Here is a 20,717-nt window from a genome sequence, read left to right on the forward strand (position 1 = left end):
AACCGCATCACTTAAGTCAATGAAGCTAAATTTCAATTTTCACACACTCAGGGTTTCTCTGAGCCTGTCATTTCTTTGTTTGATCGCTGCCAATGCGGCTGATCGTCCAAATGTTATTTTAATCATAACGGACGATCAGGGCTATGGAGATATCGGTGTGCATGGGAATCCCGTTCTTAAAACACCGAATCTAGATAAGCTACATGACGAGTCACTGCGCTTCACGGATTTCCATAGTCATCCGTTTTGCACCCCGACGCGTTCGGCCATCATGACGGGCCGCTACCCCGGTCGCAATGGAGCCTTCCGCACTAGCAGTGGTCGCACACTCATGCACACGGATGAGATCACCATGCCAGAGGTGTTTGCGGCGAATGGCTATGTGACTGGTTTGGTAGGGAAGTGGCACCTCGGTGATAATGCGCCGCACCGCCCGCAGGATCGTGGATTTCAAGAGGTGCTCTGGCATAAAGCGGGTGGGGTTGGTCAGGGCCCTGATTTCTGGGGGAATCGCTACTTCGATGATACCTATGAACGAGTCAAAGCAGGGAGCAAGCAGGGGACTTACGAGAAATTTGAAGGTTACTGCACGGACATTTGGTTTACGGAGGCAGCTGATTTTGTTAAGCGCCATCAGGATAAGCCTTTTTTCCTCTACCTATCGACGAATGCACCGCATGGCCCCTATTTTGTGGGTGATGAGTGGAAGGCGCCTTACATAGATCTTAAGCATAAATCCGTGCCAGAATTCTTCGGAATGATCGCTAATTTGGATTACAACCTCGGATTATTCAGGCAGTATTTACAGGAGCTAGGCTTGGCTGAGAATACGATCCTCATTTTCATGAGTGACAACGGTTCTGCTAAGGGAGTGCCTGTTTACAATGCAGGTATGTCCGGAGGTAAATCGCGTATTACAGATGGTGGCCACCGTATTCCTTTCTTCTTTCATTGGCCAAAAGGTGATATCGCGAAACCTCAGGACGTGCCTGGTTTAGCTGCTCATTTAGATATCTTTCCTACTTTAGCAGAGCTGTGTGGGTTGAATCTACCAGATGCATATGAGCCAGATGGAGTCTCGTTGACCCCAATCTTGAAAGCGCCAGAGGCAAGTTCGCCGCGCGATTTATTTGTGGTTCAGTTTCATGGAGGTGCTATGTTTGATGATCCCATCGAAGCTTGGACTAATTCTGCAGTTTTGTCGGAACGGTGGAGGTTGTTGGACGGCAAGAAACTCTTTGATATTAAGCAAGACTCAGCACAGAGAAAAGATCTAGCGACAGAATATCCAGAAGTTGTAGCGCAGATGCGTTCTCAATACATGCCATGGTGGGAGTCGGTATCTCCGCGGATGAAACTCGTCCGTATTGATATTGGTAACCCCGACGAGAATCCTACTCATTTAAACTCACAAGATTGGGTGATGGAAGGCACGAATCCTCCTTGGGCGCAGGGGGCTATTTCTAGGCGCCCTCAGGTCACGGGGCCTTGGATGCTCCATGTGCGCAAAGCTGGGACCTATCGTTTCACACTTCGTCAGAGGCCGCAGGAAGCCCCATCGCCTCTGAACGCAGTCCGGGCCAAGATTGAAATCGCTGGCTTAAGTCAAGAGGCGGATGTGCCTGCCGGTGCAGAATTTGTAAGCTTCACTCTAAATCTGCCAGCTGGTGAAACTGAATTGGTTACCTATCTCTATGATCAGAATGGTCGCTTCGGAGGAGCTTACTACACCGAAGTCGAAGCACTTTAATGAGTCGTTTTTCAAACCTTGAAGCAATTATTTTGCCCCGAAACCGCATCGTTAAATCTCTAAATAAAATGATAATAAAGAAACTGTTACCCGTCCTCGCGTTCGTAATCAGCGTTCCTGTTCTTCCTGTTCTTCCTGTTCAGGCAGAGCAATCTGCTGTTTCCCAGCCGAATATCCTGTTCATCTTTGCGGACGATTGGGGTTGGGCTGATTTGAGTTGTCATGGACACCCGTATGTCAAAACCCCGAATATCGACCGCCTAGCGAAGGAAGGGACTGACTTTTACAACTTCACCGTAGCGAGTGGCGTCTGCTCCCCCAGTCGCACCGCCGTAATGACTGGCTTGTTTCCAGCACAGCTAAGCGTGACAGGTCATTTTGCTACGCCAGGTAAAAATGCCAAACGCGGCATGCCGGACTGGGTGGACCCTGAACTACCTATGCTCCCTCGGATCCTGCAAGAGGCTGGGTATATGACGGGGCATTTCGGTAAATGGCATTTGTCGAACAACATGATCCCTGACTCCCCGCGGCCTGAAGTGTATGGTTATGACATGGTGGGAGCGTTCAACTGCTCTGGTGAACAAATGCCGGTGCATGACGATGCTAAGAATGCAATCGTTCTGATCGAGGAAAGTGTCGCAGCCCAGAAACCCTTTTTCATTAATCTGTGGGTGCATGAGCCGCATACGCCGTTCCATACGTTGCCTGAGTATCGGGAACGATTCCCCGACCTTGAACCAGGGCATAATGTCTATGCATCGGTGCTTGCGCATGCAGATGATCGGATCGGTGAAGTGCTGGATACACTAGACCGCTTGGGGCTGACCCAGAATACACTGGTGATTTTCAGCTCGGACAACGGCCCCGCAGGCAGCGGTAGTAAGGCCGGTAAGTTGACTGTGAAGACTGACTCGGCTACGGGCGAAGGGTTCGGGCATGGAGCTAGTGTCGGCACCACCGGAGGACGTAAAGGGCGTAAGGGGACGATTTACCAGGGAGGTATCGGCATTCCTTTCTTAGTGCGTTGGCCGGGGCATACACCTGTGGCTGCGGTTGATAAAACTTCTTGGATTTCTGCGGTCGATTTGTTGCCAACCTTTTGCGAAATCGCAGGGGCTGCCTTGCCGGATTCGTTTGAGCCTGACGGTGTCAGTCAGGTAGCTGTCTTGAAGGGAACGCCCGCGTTGGTGCGTAAAAAACCGCTTTTCTGGAAGAAGCAGGAAGCTCGTGGGAGTGACGCGGATTTTGCGATTTTGGATCGGAAGTGGAAGCTTTTGACTGATGTCAATTTCAAGAAGATTCAACTCTACGATATCAGCGTCGATCCACTGGAACAGGATGACGTCTCACAACAGAACCCAGAGGTGGCAGCAGAGCTCCTCAAAAAGGTCAAAGCGTGGAATGCCGACTTGCCGACCAAGCCAGATCCAGAGCTTTTTTCGGAAAAAAGACCCGAAAAAGCTCAAGAAAACTAATTCATCCACATCACATTCAAATTTTAAATCTATGAAACTAAAACACTTGTTCTGTGCCGCTGCGACGCTAGGCACCTTTTCTCAACCTGCAATCGCGATCGAAGAATCTGAGCCCGCTGCAATTTCCGTCGAAGAGTCGGAGTTTGTGAAATCGATGGTTCCTGGGCCTTTTATTCTGCCTTCCCCAGAAGGCACATGGACTTGGGGCATGGCTCCGATTTACGATGATGAGGGTAAGGTGCATGTCTTTAATTCCATTATTCCGCTGAAGGGCGGAAATTGGAAAAACAATAGTAAGGTCGTCCATTGGGTGGCGGATAAACCCGAGGGGCCTTATGAATTGCTTGGTGATGTATTTGTTAGTAAAGAAGCGAGCTACCATAATCCACAGATTTCAAAAGTGGGTGACACTTACGTTCTGGTGTTCTTGCTCAATCGTCACAACGATGCCAATGGATCCAGGCAGGAGGTGGGAATTGCCACTGCCAAATCACTGATGGGGCCGTGGACGGAGAGTCCGCATAATCCTGTGCTTGCCGCAACCGAACAAAACGGACAACACGCTTCCAATCCGACTCTCGTCGTCGCGCCGGACGGACAATTTCGCATTTACCACAAGACGCTGGGCAAGCGTGGTTTGAGGGAGATCTCTTTGGCGACCAGCGACAAGATCGAAGGCCCTTATGAGGTCTACGAAGAGAATCCCGTCCTGAGCTACGAGGACAAGAAAATCGACATCGAGGATCCCTACGCGTTCTACCTCAATGACATGTATTACATGATCGTGGAGGATCGACAGGATGTGAAAGGCATGCTGGAGGGCACTCATCCAGGTAAAGCAAGGCCCGGCGGCTTCCGTCCCGGCCTGATCTACCAATCCAAGGATGGAATCGATTGGGGTATCCCGAAAGTTGGCTATCAGACAAATGAGATTTACTATGGCCATGAACTAGCGCGTAGTGAGCGCCCGAGCATCTTGTGGAAAGACGGTAAGCCGGACTACCTTTTCCTCGCCTGCCACGATGATGATTCTACCGCTGGCTACATCTTGAAGATCAATGGCTGGGATGGCGAAACCTTCGAGTGAATCACCCTTCAACAGAGCAGCTACATATACTTATGAAAAAAGCAATATTTGCATTGTCGATCTCTTTACTGGGTGCGCCCTTTTTGTCAGCAACAGTGATCGAAGTATCGGCGGCGCCGGATTTGTCGGGCAGTCGACCCAATATTATTTTGGTGATGACCGATGATCAGGGAATGGGGGATCTTTCCTGTATGGGGAATCCGATAGTGAAGACGCCACATATCGACAAGTTTTACGAACAGTCGACACGCTTTACGGATTATCAGGTCAGTCCGACCTGTGCACCGACGCGCGCGGCGATACTCAGCGGGCAAGCTCCTTTCAAGGTCGGTGTCACGCATACGATTTATCAACGAGAGCTCATGTCGTTAGACACATTTACCGTCGCTCAGGCATTGAAATCAGCAGGCTACGCGACCGCACTTTTTGGCAAATGGCACCTCGGTGATGATCTGCCGTATTTACCTCAGAGCCGTGGCTTTGATGAAGTGCTTATGCATGGTGCGGGGGGTATTAGTCAGGGGGCCTACGGTGATTTTTCCCAGAATTCACGAAACCCCTATTTTGATAATGTTCTACTGCACAATGATACCGTGGTGCAGACCAAAGGCTTCTGCACGGATCTCTTTACGGATGCAGCTCTCTCGTGGGCTCATCAAAAAAATACCGATCAGCAACCCTTCTTCGCATTTGTTGCATATAATGCGCCGCATGCACCCTTTATTGCGCCAGAGAAATACAAGAAGCGGTTTCTTGAGGCTGGCTATGATGATAAAACTGCTGGCCGTTACGGGATGATTGAAAATCTAGATGACAACTTTGGCCGCATCATGACGCAGCTCGAGGAATGGGATATTCTTGAAAACACCCTCGTGATTTTCACGACTGACAATGGCATGAGTAATAAAGGCGGAAAAAAGAATGGTAAGCGGTTTTCTTATTATAATGCAGGTATGAAGGGGACTAAATCATCGGGCTATGAAGGAGGCACGCACGTGCCGTTGTTTTTCTATTGGAAGGGGGTGCTTTCTGAGGGAGTGGATATCGATCCCTTAGTTTCTCATTTCGATTTATACCCTACCTTTTGTGAGTTGGCAGGGGTTGAACTTCCCGAGGATATACAGACCCTAGATGGGCTTTCGCTACTACCTTTATTGAAGTCCCCAACAGCAGATTTCCCTAAGAGAACTCGTTTCCTCCACAAGGCGCGCTGGAAACCTGGCGAACGTGAGCAGAGCAAGTATTACCACAGCGCTGTTCGCACCGAACGCTGGCGCTTGGTTCACAACAAAGAACTCTACGATATTCAATCCGATCCAGGGGAAAGCACGAATGTTGCAGCGGACTATCCTGAAGTGGTTCAGCAACTCGGGAAGGAATTTGATCTCTGGTGGGACAGTATGTTGCCGTTCATGATTAACGAAGGCTTACCCAAGGTCGAGAGGTCGGATTTCCCTTTTCCGAAGCGATATAATAGGCAGTTGGAGGAAAGGGGGATCCCTGAGTGGTCGCCGCCAAGTTACACGGATGCTAAGTGAAGTGAAAAAATGAATACAGTTAACAATATAGGAATAATTATGAAAACACACTTAACACTTCTGTCGCTGGCATTGCTGTCAACAAGCGCATCAGCTCTGCAGGCTGCGGAGATTACTGTTTCGCCGAAGGGAGCGATTTTTAGTTTGGAGGCTGCGCGCGATGCGGTGCGTGAGCTTCGATCTGAAGGAGAGCGGGGGGATATTGATGTTATCATCGAATCGGGTGTTTATGCGCTCGACGAGACCTTGATTTTTGATTCGAGGGATTCCGCGCCCAAAGGAGCAGTGACTCGCTATAAGGCTGCCGAGGGAGCCAGCCCAGTAATCAGCGGTGGTCGGGTCATTGATAACTGGGAGGCGTCGGAACTACAGGATGGCAACATTTGGACGGCCAGTGTGCCATGGGCAAAGGGAGACGCTTTCTTTCACTGTCTATATGATGGCAGTGAGTTATTACAGCGTTCTCAATCGCCCGGCTTTGGTGCGAATTCGGACGGACACCGTAAACAATATGCCGGTGAGCTAGAGCATCGCATTCGCTTTACCTATAACGGTGATGTTTTAGAGAATAAGGAGAACCTTGCCGACTTAGAAATCTATGGAGCCCCCACGCGAGGCTGGTTGAGAAATTTCTTAGGGATAGCGTCGGTCGATTCTGCCAAGAAAGAGGCGGTGCTGAGTGTTCCCGCGACGTATAGTCTATTCGGCGGATTTGTGCTGGAAAATAGTGTCGATTACTTGGATGAGCCTGGTGAGTGGGCCGTAGATTCACAGAAAGGTATTCTCTACTATTGGCCGAAGTCAGGTAACCCGAGTAATCAGATTACAGCCCCTAGGCTAAATGAATTGATCCGGGTCGAGGGAGTCAATGATCCATCTTTGGCCGGACTAAAGGATCAGCCTGTCGAGGGCATTGTTTTTGAAGGGCTGACCTTTTCCTATGCCGACCGTCAACAGTGGTTGCCTCAGGACAAGGGAATACAACATGACTGGAACATGTGGGACAAGGCCAACGGGTTGATACGTTTCCGTGGTGCCGCACGCTCTGCTGTGCACGATTGTATCTTCAAAGATAGTGGCAGCGATGGCGTCCGCTTGGATCTTTATTGCCAGGATATTACAGTGGAGGGGTCGTATTTCACAAACCTTGGTGGCACGGGTATTTTGCTTTCTGGTTATGGTCCCGGTAAGAAAGACGTTAATCAGAACAACGTCATTCGAAATAATGAGATAGTGAAAGTGGGGCAGCTGTTTCTCCACTCACCGGGGATCTTCGTTTGGCAAAGTGGTCACAATTTGATCGCTCACAATCATATCCACGACCTTGCCTATACGGGAATGGTGATCTCCGGAGTGCGCCGCCGTTTCTTTGATCCTATTTTTCAGGAAATGGGTGTGAAGAACCCTTTTACCAAGTGGCAATTTGAAAAGGAGAACCGCGAACATTCCAGCACGATTCGTTGGGATGAAATTACCTTGGATGGAGATATTAATGATTGGAATCTTTACGAGCCCTACATGCATGCACGGGGTAATATCATCGAGTTTAATGAAGTGCATGATTGCTTGAAGCTGCTGCATGATGGTAACTGCATCTATTTATCCGGTAACGGAGATGGAAACATCGTGCGTTATAATGTGAACTATAACCATCCTAAGGGTTCCTTGATCCGAACCGACGACGATAGCCATGGAGCGACTGTCTACGGGAATTTGCTCTTTGGCACGATGGTGAGTCAGGGGATTGCAATTAAAGGTTTAAACACTGCTACGGGAAATGTATTTGTGAATAGCCAGCTATTGACGGGCGGTGCTGGCAACACGGTCGATCCAGACGCAACTCTCTCCAGAAATGTCTTCTACTTTACGAGTCGAGACGTGTCCAATGGGTTCCATTACGGTCTTCCTAAGGTAAAAGAAGGGCTCGATTATAACCTGTATTACCATTACAAACCAGGTAAAGCTCAAGAGCTGCTTGATGCCCAGATGGCTGCCAGTCGAACCAAGCTAGTGGATCGCAATAGTGTCGTTGCAGATCCGCTCTTTATCGACCCAATTCATGGGGACTTTGGTTTTCAGCCAGACTCACCCGCTTTGAAGCTTGGAATCGAACCGCTGCCACTCGCGATTGTCGAGAAGATGGGAACGTTTAACGATCCATTTATCAAGCGCTTTGCTTCGGGTATGCCGATGCACTCGCTGAATGGCGAACACGAAGTTAAAGGAAAAAAGGGGAAGCGCCCCTCTGAGTTGGATTTATAGTCCAGTTTCTGAGTTAAATTTTAAAATATTAAGACTATGCGAAACAGAATGAAAATACATACAATCGTATGTGCGACACTTGGCATTTTAGCCTCGGGATTTCTAAATGCGGCTTCGTCGAAGTCGGAGCTTACGAAGCCGAACATCATTGTCATCTACACCGATGATCAAGGCTATGGCGATGTCAGCGCGCTCAATCCGGAAGCGAAATTTCAGACGCCGAACCTAGATCGTTTGGTGCACGAAGGCATTGCTTTTACCAACGGGCATAGTGCGGATACGGTCTGCACGCCTTCGCGTTATGGATTGCTCACTGGTCGCTACCCATGGCGGACCAAGCGCAAGTCAGGTGTTTTGGGTGCGGAAGCCAAGTGCATGATCGTGGATGGTCGTATGACGCTGGCCTCCTTGTTGAAGGAGAACGGCTACCATACTGCCATGGTCGGCAAGTGGCACTTGGGGATGGATTTTCCGGGCAAAAGAGGGAAGCGCGATTGGACACAACCCGTGTTGGATATGCCCTTGGATAAGGGCTTTGACTATTTTTATGGAATCCCGGCTTCGATGAACTTCGGCGTGCTCGCATGGTTTGAGGGACGTTATGCGGCGGTGCCTCCGACTCTAACGACGAAGAAGAAAAAGAATCCACTTTATGTGGATTACCGTATCATTCCACCGTATGATGAAAAAGGCGGAATGGAGGTCGCGCCAGACTTTATTGATAACCAGTGCCTGACACGTTTCACGGATAAAGCCATCGAATGGATGGCGGGTAAAGCTGCGAGTGCGAAGTCTGGAGAGCCGTTCTTTTTGTATCTGCCTTACACGTCACCACATTACCCCGTGTGCCCTCTGCCAGAATTTCAAGGGCAGGGCGAAGCGGGTGCTTATGGGGAGTTCGTCATTGAGACAGATTATCATGTGGGTCGGATTCTTGAGTTTCTCAAAGCTGAAGGGCTGGATGAAAATACCTTGATCGTTTATACCAGCGATAATGGCCCCGAGCGCTCATGGCCCGGACGTCTTAAAGAGACAGGGCATGACAGTCGCGGTGGTTTTCAAGGTGGCAAACGTTCACCGTATGAAGGCGGGCATCGCGTGCCTTTCTTAGTTCGATGGCCAGCAGGTATTGAGCAACCCGGGCGCACCTGGGATCAAATTGTCGGTCAGACGGACTTGCTCGCAACCTTTGCTGAACTAACAGGAGGCACATTGCCCGATAATGCGGGTGAAGACAGCCAAAGCTTTGCGGCCGTGTTGACGGATGCGAAGGCGGACTTTGTTCGGCTGCCGCTGATCAACCGTGGTGAAGACAGCGGGCGTTACGCGATTACCGAGGGCAGCTGGAAGCTTATTTTACAGGGCAATAAAAACAAGCAGCCCGAATTATATGATCTAGCGACGGACCCCGCAGAAACCCAAAACGTGGCTGCTCAGCATCCAGAGAAAGTGACGCAACTGGAAAAGAAAATTACTAAGATCGTGGCAGGTGGCAGGACAACCGCTGGAACGATTCAGCCGAATGACACAGGCTATTGGAAGCAGCTCACCTGGATGACGGCAGAGGATTACCAGGGACTCTCGACATCCAAATGATTCCAATCATATAATTCCCGATGAAAACATATACTTCTATTATACGTTTTCTGTTGGCACTGCCACTCTTGGGGCAGATTTCCCTTCATGCGGAGCAATCCGCCGAGGCTGCGTCTAAGACTTTGGATGATCGCCCCAATCTCGTCTTTCTGATGATGGATGATCAGCGATGGGATACGCTCGGCTGCTATGGACGGACAGATGTTCTGACGCCAAATATCGACAAGCTCGCCGCAGAAGGTGTGGACTTGAGTCACTTGGTCAAAGGCACTCAGGACATGAATCAGTGGCGCGATGCCGTTTTAATGGAGAACTTTTTTATCGAAGAGCTCTATGATTTGAAAGCGGATCCACACGAGCAGACTAACCTTGTTTCAAATCCGGAATACGCAGACGTGCTGACTCAATTCAGGAGCAAAACCCAAGAACTTTACACCTTAGCAACAGATTAATCCATGCTGTGGTCAAATATATCATGAAATTTAAACAGTTATTATCACTGGCTTTGGTCGCTCTGAATGCATCGCTCTCAGCGGCTGAAAAGCCCAATATCATTTTTATATTCGCCGATGATATGGGCTATGGCGATGTGCAAATATTAAACCCAGAACGGGGTAAAATTCTGACGCCGCATATGGATCAGCTTGCACGGGAGGGCATGGTTTTTACGGATGCACATACCAGTTCAGCGGTCTGCACGCCGAGTCGATACGGCTTATTAACAGGGCGTTACAGCTGGCGCACCCACCTTCAAGAAGGAGTGGTCTGGGGCTTCAGTCCACCCTTGATTACAGACGATCGATTGACTGTCGGGGAGTTGTTGCAAGAGAATGGCTATAAGACAGCTATGATTGGGAAATGGCACCTAGGTATGACGATGCCCACGCCCGATGGCGTGCTTCCGGTTGGCAGAAAACCTAAGTCGCTGAACATCCTGTGGGACGGTGTGATTAAAGACGGACCGGCGGACCGGGGCTTTGATTACTTCTGGGGCATTTCCGCTTCGTTGGACATGGAACCTTACATTTACATCGAGAATGATCGATTCATGGGCGAGATCAAACAAGATGGTAAAAGCCGGACGGCGAAGGGGTTTAGTCGGGTAGATGTCTTGCCGGATATTGGCCGAAAGACGGTAGAATACATCGGCGAGCAGGATGGGGAGCAGCCGTTCTTCGTCTATGTGCCACTCACTTCGCCGCACACTCCGATCGTCCCCAGTAAGGAATGGGTGGGTAAGAGTGGAATCGGTAAATACGGAGACTTTCAAATGCAGACTGATGCGATTATTGGCCAAATCGTAGACGCTGTCGACACTGCCGGTTTGAAAGAAAATACATTGATCATTGTGAGTAGTGATAATGGCTGCTCTCGGGCTGCAAACTTCAATAAGCTCGAAGCGCAAGGCCACTTTCCCAGTGCTCATTTGCGTGGTTCGAAGGCAGATCTTTGGGAAGGGGGGCATCGTGTGCCTTTCATCGTCCGCTGGCCTGAGGTGATCGACGCGGGTAGTCAAAGCGATGTGCTGATAGGCTTAACTGATTTTCTAGCTACCTGCGCCGATATTGTGGGAGCTGACATACCTGCCGGTGCGGCGGAAGACAGTGTGAGCTTCTTGCCGGCATTCACGGGGCAGCCGATTGAAACCGCGCGCACTGGCATCGTGCACCACTCGATCAGTGGTCACTTCGCTTATCGCTCCGGCAAATGGAAGTTGTTGCTGGCTAGAGGGTCCGGTGGTTGGTCTGGTCCTGATGAGAAAAGTGCGCCCAAGGACGGACCCGAAGGGCAACTCTACGATATGGAGGCGGATCCGAGTGAGACGACAAACCTATATGAAACGCATCCAGAAATCGTGGAGCGACTTCTGGCTCAAATCGAGACCATTGTTTACAGCGGCCGAAGCACGCCAGGTGATCCCTCCAGTAACGACGTGGAGGATGCCGTCATCAAGCTTTGGAAGAATAAGTAATGAGTCAGACTTTCGTAATACGCACTCAGCATCTAAATATGAAAATTATGGACATTAACAAAGTAGTTAAAGCGGCTTGGATTACTCTGATTATCGCCCTTGTTTGTGCGTGGGCTCCAAGCAAGGCATACTCCAAGAATCAACCCTCCGGAGGGGTAGAGTATTACTCGTGGACTCTAGGCTACGAGCCGGATGAAACCGTGATTTACTCAGAGCCGACCAAGGGCAAGCCCTTGAAGCTCGATTGTTTCCTCCCGGAAGGGCATCAACCAACGGATCAGCGAGCTTGTGTCGTTTTCTTCTTCGGCGGTGGCTGGATGGGTGGTGATACTGAGCAATTTTATGGCTACAGTAAATACTTTGCATCTAGAGGCTTAGTGGCGATTTCCGCCCAATACCGGACTCGGAAAAGCCATAAAGCTATTCCTCAGGACTGTGTCGAAGACGGTAAAGACGCCATCCGCTATATTCGCGCTCATGCTAAGGAGTTAGGGATCGACCCTAATAAAATTGTCGTTGGCGGAGGATCCGCCGGCGGGCATGTCGCTGCGGCCACTGCGATGTGTCCGAAAATTGACGCGACACCAGAAAGCACTGTTTCGTGTCTGCCAAATGCATTGATGCTGTTTAACCCAGTATACGATAATGGGCCGGGTGGATATGGCCATTCACGTGTGAAAGACTACTGGGAAGCGATTTCCCCGATGCATAATATTGTTGCTGGTCTACCGCCAACAATTGTCTTTTTTGGCGATAAGGACAAGCATGCTACCGTTGAGACGATTAACACGTTTCAGAAAAAAATGGAGGATGCTGGTAATCCGTGCGAGACTCACATTTTCGAGGATCAGGGGCACGGTTTCTTCCACATCAGCAAGGGCGGTAGAGCAATGTTTGAAGACGTGCTGGTTAAGGCCGATGCATTCTTGGTCAAGAATGGCTATCTGACTGGCGATGATACTGTCTTGGAGTGGACTGACGAAACAATCGCGAAACTTCCTGATACGAATCCTTAACTTCAGAAATTATTAATATGAACAACCCTATTTAATTGGAGCTAGAGTCATTATGAACCCAGTTTTTAAAATCCGCAATATAGTGCTCTTGAGTGCTTTAAGCTGTATTCCTAGCTTGAACGCCGAGCCTCAGTTTCAAGAACGTTCAGAATGGCAGGTGCCCTTCGTCGATGCCGAATGGTTTAACGAGGCCAAGTTCGGAATGTTTATTCATTGGGGACTCTACTCCGAGCTCGGACGCGGGGAATGGGTGATGAACCGAGAGCGTATTCCCATCGCCGAATACAAGAAGTTGGCTGCTGAATTTAACCCTGTGAAATTTGACGCTGACGAGTGGGTCGCGATCGCCAAAGCCGCTGGTATGAGGTATATGACGATTACTAGCAAGCACCACGATGGTTTCGCGCTCTTTGACTCAGAGGTCAGTGATTGGAATATCGTCGATGCAACGCCGTTCAAGCGAGACGTGATTAAGGAGTTGTCAGAGGCATGTGCGAAGGAGGGGATCAAGTTTGGCGTCTATTATTCGCAAGCGCAGGATTGGACACACACCGGCGGATCAATGTCGCGCTCTGGCTACTGGGATCCGGCACAGGTCAATGATCACAAACAATTTAGAGAATATGTGGATACGATTTCCATTCCGCAGATGAAGGAAGTCATTGAGATTGGTAACATATCGCATCTCTGGTTCGATACGCCGATTAAAGTGAATCCCGAGATCGCCCGCAAGATGGTTGAAGAAATTCGTGCCGCTAAACCGGATGTCTTACTCAACAGTCGTTTGTTGTATCACGGGCATCAGATTGAAGAACTCACGCCAGAGCAATTAGATGAATTGGCAGAGATTGGCGTGGATTTCCTTTCCTATCATGATCGGAAGATTCCAGCTAAAACCTTTGCAGAATGGCCATGGGAAACCTGCATGACGCTGAATGGCGCATGGGGCTATCGTGAATCTGATAATCGATGGAAATCTCCGAAAGACGTGGTGCAAATGCTAGCACAGTGTGCCAGCAAGGGAGGCAACTTCTTGCTCAACTTTGGTCCTACCGCGGAGGGAGTGATCCCAGAGGACGGTGTGGAAGTTGTCAAGCAAGTGGGTGATTGGTTGCGAATCAATGGTGAGTCGATTTACGGCACGCAAGGTAGTAAGTTGCGCGAAACTGGAGCGACCAAGGTCGGGCCAGGAGTCAATCTGGATGGCAGCATGAAGAAGGAAGACCCAGCGTCCAAGCTATCGAAGCATAAAGTGATTGAGTTCGATTGGCTCGCGACATCGCGCCCTGCAAGCGCAGGTCAAGCGGCTAAAATTTATCTACATATCTTTAAGTGGCCGGGGGAATCTTTTGAGGTAGAAGGCATCACTGGCACCGTTAGCAAGGCATATTTTTTGGCAGATACAGATCAGTCACCACTGGAATTTACTCAAAAAGAAGAAACATTTTTGCTTCGTCTTCCATCGAGTGCGCCCGATCCGATCGGAACCGTTGTTTGTTTAGAATTTTAATAAGTTAATACTATTTGATATGGCCAAAAGATTTTTACTAGTAATTGCCTCACTGATACTATCAGTGTCCGTGTATGGCGAAACGAATCCGGTGACCCGCATCGCATGTGTTGGTGATAGTAATACGAAGACCCTGAGATAACGCTTATCGACATCCAATCCGCTATGGCTGGTCAGCAAGCGAACTGCAGAGATGGGGTTCATTATAATCAGGTAGGCAAACAGATGATGACCGATATCTTTGCTGCCAGCATTCAAAAACATATTTTAATTTCAAAATGATTAGAATTTCACTCCTTTCAATAGCAGCTTCAATGCTTTGCTCGTTGGTCTTCACTGCGGTTGTTACGGCTGCTGCTAAGCCAAACATTATATTCATCCTCGCCGATGATCTAGGTTACGGGGACATCCAGGCATTGAATTCTGAAAACGGTAAAATCCCCACGCCACATATCGATCAGATGGCTGCGGATGGGATGATCTTTTCGGATGCACATACCGGTTCGTCGGTCTGCACTCCCAGTCGTTATAGTATTCTCACGGGCCGCTATAATTGGAGGTCCACCTTGCAAGTTGGAGTGACTTGGGGCTTTGATCCGGCCTTAATCGATGAAGACCGATTAACCGTCGCGGGCTTTTTGCGTGAGCAAGGATATAACACTGCCTGTATCGGTAAATGGCATATCGGCATGGATCTACCTTCCAAAAACGGTAAGCCCACTGTCGGACGTGTGCCTAAAGAAGTGAATGTTGATTGGACCGGGACTATCGAAAATGGTCCCGTCGATGTCGGCTTTGATTACTACTGGGGGCTCTCCGCCTCATTAGATATGGCGCCCTATGCGTATATCGAAAATAGACATTTTATTAAAGGCGAAGCGCTTTCTGAAATGACGGGCAGGGTTCTGAGCGCTCCCGGTTTTAGTAAAGAAGCCGCGCTGGGTGACATTTGCGACAAGACGGTGGAATTCATTTCCAAACAGTCCGAAGATGAACCCTTCTTTATTTATGTCCCTTTGACTTCGCCGCATACCCCGATTCTACCGACCGAAGCGTGGCGCGGCAAAAGTGGATTGAATAGTGTCTTTGCAGATTTTGTGATGCAGACGGACGCCGAGGTCGGAAAAATTATCGATGCGGTCGACGCAGCCGGTTTCGGTGAGAACACCATCATTATTTTTACCGCGGACAATGGCGTCTCGGGAGCCTCCAAGCAAGGTGACCTCAAAGCGCAGGGGCATTTATCCAGCGCGCAGTATCGCGGTATGAAGAAGAGCATTTATGAGGGCGGTCACCGCGTGCCGTTTATTGTGCGCTGGCCTGCGGGTATACCGCCGAAGAGTCAAAGTGATGAAGCGATTTGCCTGACCGATTTGCTGGCGACCTGTGCCGATCTATTGAATGTGGAACTACCCGATACGGCAGGTGAAGACAGCGTGAGTTTCTTTCCGGTATTCTCAAATAAACCGATTCAATCCACTCGTAAGGGCATCGTGCACCACTCGTATCAAGGGGAATTCGCTTATAGGTCTGGCAAGTGGAAACTTTTGTTGACCAAGGTGGATTCGAAAAAGAATTCAACTGACCAATTATATAATTTGGAGGAAGACCCCAGCGAAAAAAGCAACTTGTATGCAACGCATCCTGAAGTAGTCGAGCGTTTGTTGTCTGAGTTGAAAGCCGATGTCGACCGTGGTCGTAGCACTGCAGGTCCGAACCTTAAAAATGATGTAGCTAAAGTGCAGTTATGGAAAAACGAAAAAATAAAATGAACAAGTCACTTCACCATCGTCGCGCATCCTGGATTACATTGATAAGCTTGCTGCTTGGAGCGAGCTTTTGTGAGGCTGGGCTGAAAATCTATTACATCCGCCATGCCGAGGGTGGGCATAATGTGAAACGCGATTGGGTCGCTTCGGGGATCCCAGAAGCGGAGTGGCCTGGCTATGTCGGAGATCCCAATCAATTCACGCCAGAGGGCAGGTTACAGCAGGCAACCGTCTCAGCCGAATTGCAGGCGCTTCAGGACTCTTTCGATTTTATCGCGTCGAGTCCGGCTTGGCGTTCCTACAATACGATTTGGCCCTATATAAAGGATGTCAACGCCGGTCCCGTTGAAATCTGGCCGGAACTGGAGGAACTCTCTGTCAGGGCGAAGTTCTTTTTTACACATGATTTGCCGGAAATCACCGAGCCCGTGCTCGGTCAAGGTCGAGAGCTCACCTTAACTGAGGAAGAGGCCGAGTGGTTTACGATACGTCCGGGCGGAGAATATGGCTTCAAGATTCCCCGTGCTTACGAGGATGATTCGTTGGGGGAGTCTGCTGCTGGATACATTGTCTTTAAAGCCGCGGTCGATATGATTTTAGATCGATTTGGTGGAACCGATCAGGCGATCCTTCTCGCCGGGCATGGAGCCAGTGGTAAAAATCTGGCTCGCCTGTTGACCAATGAGTTCGATCAAGACTCGATCGAGAATGCTGGAATCTGGATGGCCGAGCAGCAATCCGACGGCAGCTTCAAGATGCTGATATACAACTCGGTTGCGCTCGCGGGAGCCCGCGGCGAGGATGGCACCACCACGGTGCGGTTCGATGATCTACGCGCCGATCTCTCGGACGGTAAAATCAACGGTAGGAAGAAGAGAGATTCCGATGTGACGATCACAGTGGCTATGGACGAGGACGACATCGTATATTCGCTCTCCATCGCCAACCAGGATTTCGATGGGGTGGGGGGATCCGATGATTCACTTTCGTGGGACATCCGCGTTGAAGGTTTCAAGGGCGGCAGCATTACCGAAGATGGGAACGATTCGTCGGTGAAATTGGGCGCGAGTTCGCGAGTTCATATGAGTGACGACTACTTCGGTGTCTCCAATGAACGGTATGTCGACGAAGGTGACTCGATCCGGTTTTCCGTGGAAAACGTGGTGCTTGATGCGGCTGACGGCACGTCGGTTCAATTTGACGGCTTTGACGGGATCTACGGATCGGATGATTCCTATGTGTTCGGTGTGGGCAGTGGTCTACAATGCATGGTCACTGACGACGATGCCGTTTTCAATTTCACACCGACCGCCACTCTCACGCTTTCCTGTCCGACGAATAAATTCCGGGTTCGTGATCTGACTGGGTCTTTTACTGTTAATAGCGCCCCCTCGAACTGATCAGAAGTTTCACGGTCGGAGAAAAACACCATTTTAAAATTACCAAGGATGAAAATAACGAAAAAACTAGCCCGACTTGCTCACATAGCTTGCTTCGCCACGATGCTGAATCAGGCATCGGCAAGCGAGATGATTCCGGAGACGGAGGAACAGTTCGAAGAACGCATGCAGTGGTTCACCGATGCGCAATTTGGACTCTTCATCCACTACGGAGTGTATTCAAGCCTAGGTGGTGAATGGAAAGGCAAGCCGATACAAAAATATGCGGAGTGGATTCAGCGATGGGGAGCGATCAAGACGGATGAATATATCCCTCTGGCCGCGAATTTTAGGCCTGATAAACTCGATGCGGATCTATGGGTGAAAACCGCTAAAGAAGCGGGCATGACGTATATGGTGATCACTACAAAGCACCACGAGGGGTTCTGCTTGTGGGACAGCGAACTGACTGATTACGACCTTGGCGATACCAATGATTTTGATCGGGATATTCTCGGAGAGCTGAAAACGGCCTGCGAAAAATACGGACTTAAATTCGGCACCTATTACTCAATCCTCGATTGGCATCATCCGACCCAGCGTATCGAGCAAGCAGGTTTCCAAAGCCCGATGAGTGATAAGCCTGCTTATGTCGCCTATATGAAAGGACAGCTCAAAGAGCTGATTGATCGCTACGATCCCGCGATCATGTGGTTTGACGCAGACTGGGTGCGCTGGTGGACGGAAGAGGACGGCACCGATCTCTATAATTACCTTCGCGAGCTGAGCCCGAAGATGATTATTAATAATCGCTTCTCCAAGCGCGGGCACTCAGCCAAGGATTTCGGCACACCCGAAAACTCAACGCCTAGTGGGGCACTTGATCAAATCTGGGAGGCTTGCTGGACGGTGAATCGCTCATGGGGTTACAAGAAAAGCGACACGAGCTGGAAGAGCACCGAGGAGCTTATTCAGAAACAGATCGATATTAATTCGAAGGGGGGCAACCTGCTCCTCAACGTCGGACCTTACGGCGATGGTTCGTGGCCCGAAACCTCTACCAAGCTACTGTTGGAAATGGGGGAGTGGAACCAAGCGCATGCTGAAGCCGTTTACGGAACAGAGTATCTGGAGGCTGTGGCCCAAAAGTGGGGTAAGCTGGCTCAATCCAAAGCTTCAGACGCGGAAAGCGGAGAGATCTTTGCCTACGTTTTCGACTGGCCTGAGGACGGCATCATTCAGATTCGAGGCCTCACCGCTGCGAACGTGGAGGCGAGCACTTACGATGGAAAGCCACTACCGGTCAAAATCGGCGCGGAGGATTTGGAACTGGATATTTCATCCGCGACGGCTCAGCCCTACGCCACAGTCTTTCGCTTGAAATATAGCGGGGGCCTGAAAGCAAAGGAAGTCACCAACCAACTCGAACTGTCGGGTAACGAACTGATTCTTCAGGCTGGCACAGCCAAGCTCTCTGGCAGTGAGCTTACCCTGAAAGACAACACAGTCATCACCGGATGGACAAAGCCATCGGATGTTGCCACCTGGGATTTCAACGTGCCGGCACCTGGTAAATATACCGCAGTCATCCTCTATTCCATGGAGATCAAAGGCAAAGCCATCGTGAGTTTGAAAGTCGGAGACAAGACACTCAAATCCAAGTTTGAGCCGACCAAATCTGTCGAAGACTTCAGAGTCGCCTACCTTGGTGAGATGGACCTGAACGAGGTGGGTGACACGAAGGGCTCCATTCAGTTTCAGCGTATCAACCAGAAGACTCCATTTAATCTCCAGACGGTCTATTTCGTGCCTGTGTCAGACTAAGCAGAACATTGCTGTAACGCTCTCAAACAAATATAAACGATGAACTTCAAAACTACATTTATACAGGGATGCTTCCTCGCCTCCTTGTGCGCACACAGTGTTTTTGCGGAAGCAAAGCTGAACATCCTGATTCTCTATGCGGATGATATGGGCTTTGGGGATTTGGCGATTCAAAATCCCGACTCTAAAATTCCGACACCCTATTTGGATAAGCTAGCCGAAGAGGGCATGCGCTTTACTAACGGCCACTCGTCGTCCGGTATTTGCACCCCGAGTCGCTACGCGCTCCTTACGGGGCGTTATCACTGGCGGGATTTTCACGGGATTGTGCAGTCTTTTGGAAAAAGCGTCTTCAAGGCCGAGCAGTTGACCTTGCCGGAAATGTTGCAAGAAGCGGGCTATCATACCGCGGCGATTGGCAAGTGGCATCTGGGTTGGGATTGGGACTCGATTCGCAAGCCCGGCACAAAGGGCACCCATTTCGAGGCGTTTGATTGGGAGAAGCCCATCGCGGATGGTCCGCTCGCCCATGGCTTCGATCATTACTTTGGTGATACCGTGATCAACTTTCCGCCTTATGCCTGGATAGAGGATGATCGTATGCTGCAGATTCCAGATAGGATGAAGAAAGATTCTCTGTGGAAACCTTTGAAAGAAGGTAAATGGGAGGCACGCCCTGGCCCCATGGTGACGGGCTGGGACCCCTACGAAGTCTTACCTGAAATGACGCGCCGTGCGGTCACTTACATTAATGGGCGCAAAGAGGCGAAGGAGCCATTCTTCATGTATTTTGCCTTTCCATCGCCTCATGCTCCGATTGTTCCGACCGAAGAATTTGAAGGCACTTCAGAAGCCGGCCCTTACGGCGATTTTGTGGTGCAGACGGACTGGACTTGCGGCCAATTACTACAGGCTTTGGAGGATAACGGCTTGGCGGAAAATACCATTGTGATCTTTTCGGCGGACAACGGAGCTGAGCATTACGCGTATCCGCGCGCCATGAAATACGACCACTGGTCGTCTGCACCTTTTCGCGGAGCCAAGCGAGATACCTACGAGGGTGGGCATCGTGTGCCGTTCATCGTGAAGTGGCCTGGAGTGATCGAGTCGGGAGCTGTTTCCGACGCGCTCATCTCGCAAATCGATCTCATGGCGACACTTGCCGCAGTCAACGGCAGTGAGATTCCGGAGGGCGAGGCTGCGGACTCGCAAAACTTACTCCCGCTCTGGAAGGGCGAGACGACCGTATTGCGTTCCGATATGGTGCATAATACGTTTAATAATGACTACGCTGTGCGGCAAGGGGACTGGGTCTTGATCGCGGCGAAAACTGGGAATCATAACAAAGGCCGCTCTAGAGAATTCGAGGCAAAGCGAGGCTATAAACGCGATGACGCCTTGCCGGTAGAGCTCTACAACCTCCGCACCGACCCCGCCCAGCGTGTCAATATGGCCAAGGAGAATCCTGAGAAAGTGCAATCGATGCTGGCTCTGCTCGATAAGATAAAGCACCCAAATTAGAGACACCCCACTAAC

At 50.0% G+C, this 20,717-nt stretch carries 14 protein-coding genes; all 14 read left to right on the forward strand.

Translation table 11 applies throughout. The annotated features are described in order from the left end of the window. The first annotated feature begins 19 nt into the window (after positions 1–19). The 14 genes from GZZ87_RS13070 (at position 20) to GZZ87_RS13135 (ending at position 20,702) form a co-directional block, all read left to right on the forward strand. A complete protein-coding gene (locus GZZ87_RS13070) occupies positions 20–1,750 on the forward strand; it encodes an arylsulfatase (protein ID WP_162024918.1) in 1,731 nt (576 codons plus the stop codon). A gap of 74 nt (positions 1,751–1,824) precedes the next feature. Next, positions 1,825–3,228: a sulfatase-like hydrolase/transferase gene (locus GZZ87_RS13075; protein ID WP_244648100.1), complete on the forward strand. Its 1,404-nt coding sequence runs from the start codon at positions 1,825–1,827 to the stop codon at positions 3,226–3,228. 31 nt (positions 3,229–3,259) lie between these two features. Then, positions 3,260–4,315: a glycoside hydrolase family protein gene (locus GZZ87_RS13080; RefSeq protein ID WP_162024916.1), complete on the forward strand. Its 1,056-nt coding sequence runs from the start codon at positions 3,260–3,262 to the stop codon at positions 4,313–4,315. A 32-nt stretch (positions 4,316–4,347) separates the two neighbouring features. After that, positions 4,348–5,853, forward strand: a complete 1,506-nt coding sequence (locus GZZ87_RS13085) for an arylsulfatase (protein ID WP_162024915.1) — start codon at positions 4,348–4,350, stop codon at positions 5,851–5,853. 39 nt (positions 5,854–5,892) lie between these two features. Further along, positions 5,893–8,115 carry a right-handed parallel beta-helix repeat-containing protein gene (locus tag GZZ87_RS13090; protein WP_162024914.1) on the forward strand — a complete coding sequence of 741 codons (2,223 nt, stop codon included), beginning with the start codon at positions 5,893–5,895 and terminating at the stop codon, positions 8,113–8,115. A 48-nt stretch (positions 8,116–8,163) separates the two neighbouring features. Next, complete coding sequence (locus GZZ87_RS13095; RefSeq protein WP_244648091.1) at positions 8,164–9,711, forward strand: arylsulfatase; 1,548 nt, start codon at positions 8,164–8,166, stop codon at positions 9,709–9,711. A 20-nt stretch (positions 9,712–9,731) separates the two neighbouring features. Continuing rightward, positions 9,732–10,163 carry a sulfatase-like hydrolase/transferase gene (locus GZZ87_RS13100; protein ID WP_162024912.1) on the forward strand — a complete coding sequence of 144 codons (432 nt, stop codon included), beginning with the start codon at positions 9,732–9,734 and terminating at the stop codon, positions 10,161–10,163. 23 nt (positions 10,164–10,186) lie between these two features. Beyond that, the gene (locus GZZ87_RS13105) at positions 10,187–11,683 is read left to right on the forward strand and encodes an arylsulfatase (protein WP_162024911.1); all 1,497 of its coding nucleotides are present in this window, start codon (positions 10,187–10,189) and stop codon (positions 11,681–11,683) included. Positions 11,684–11,730: 47 nt separating this feature from the next. Then, positions 11,731–12,699: an alpha/beta hydrolase gene (locus GZZ87_RS13110; RefSeq protein ID WP_162024910.1), complete on the forward strand. Its 969-nt coding sequence runs from the start codon at positions 11,731–11,733 to the stop codon at positions 12,697–12,699. Positions 12,700–12,751: 52 nt separating this feature from the next. After that, positions 12,752–14,209 carry an alpha-L-fucosidase gene (locus GZZ87_RS13115; RefSeq protein ID WP_162024909.1) on the forward strand — a complete coding sequence of 486 codons (1,458 nt, stop codon included), beginning with the start codon at positions 12,752–12,754 and terminating at the stop codon, positions 14,207–14,209. Between the two features lie 278 nt (positions 14,210–14,487). Then, positions 14,488–15,981, forward strand: coding sequence for an arylsulfatase (locus GZZ87_RS13120; RefSeq protein ID WP_244648090.1), 1,494 nt, complete (start codon positions 14,488–14,490; stop codon positions 15,979–15,981). Further along, positions 15,978–17,378 carry a histidine phosphatase family protein gene (locus GZZ87_RS13125; protein ID WP_162024908.1) on the forward strand — a complete coding sequence of 467 codons (1,401 nt, stop codon included), beginning with the start codon at positions 15,978–15,980 and terminating at the stop codon, positions 17,376–17,378. The genes GZZ87_RS13120 and GZZ87_RS13125 overlap by 4 nt, the downstream gene beginning before the upstream one ends. Positions 17,379–17,426: 48 nt before the next feature. Then, complete coding sequence (locus GZZ87_RS13130) at positions 17,427–19,181, forward strand: alpha-L-fucosidase (RefSeq protein WP_162024907.1); 1,755 nt, start codon at positions 17,427–17,429, stop codon at positions 19,179–19,181. Positions 19,182–19,220: 39 nt separating this feature from the next. Beyond that, positions 19,221–20,702, forward strand: coding sequence for an arylsulfatase (locus GZZ87_RS13135; protein ID WP_162024906.1), 1,482 nt, complete (start codon positions 19,221–19,223; stop codon positions 20,700–20,702). The last annotated feature ends 15 nt before the right edge of the window (positions 20,703–20,717 follow it).

Origin of the sequence: Lentimonas sp. CC4 (assembly GCF_902728235.1) — a bacterium.
Lineage (GTDB): Bacteria > Verrucomicrobiota > Verrucomicrobiia > Opitutales > Coraliomargaritaceae > Lentimonas.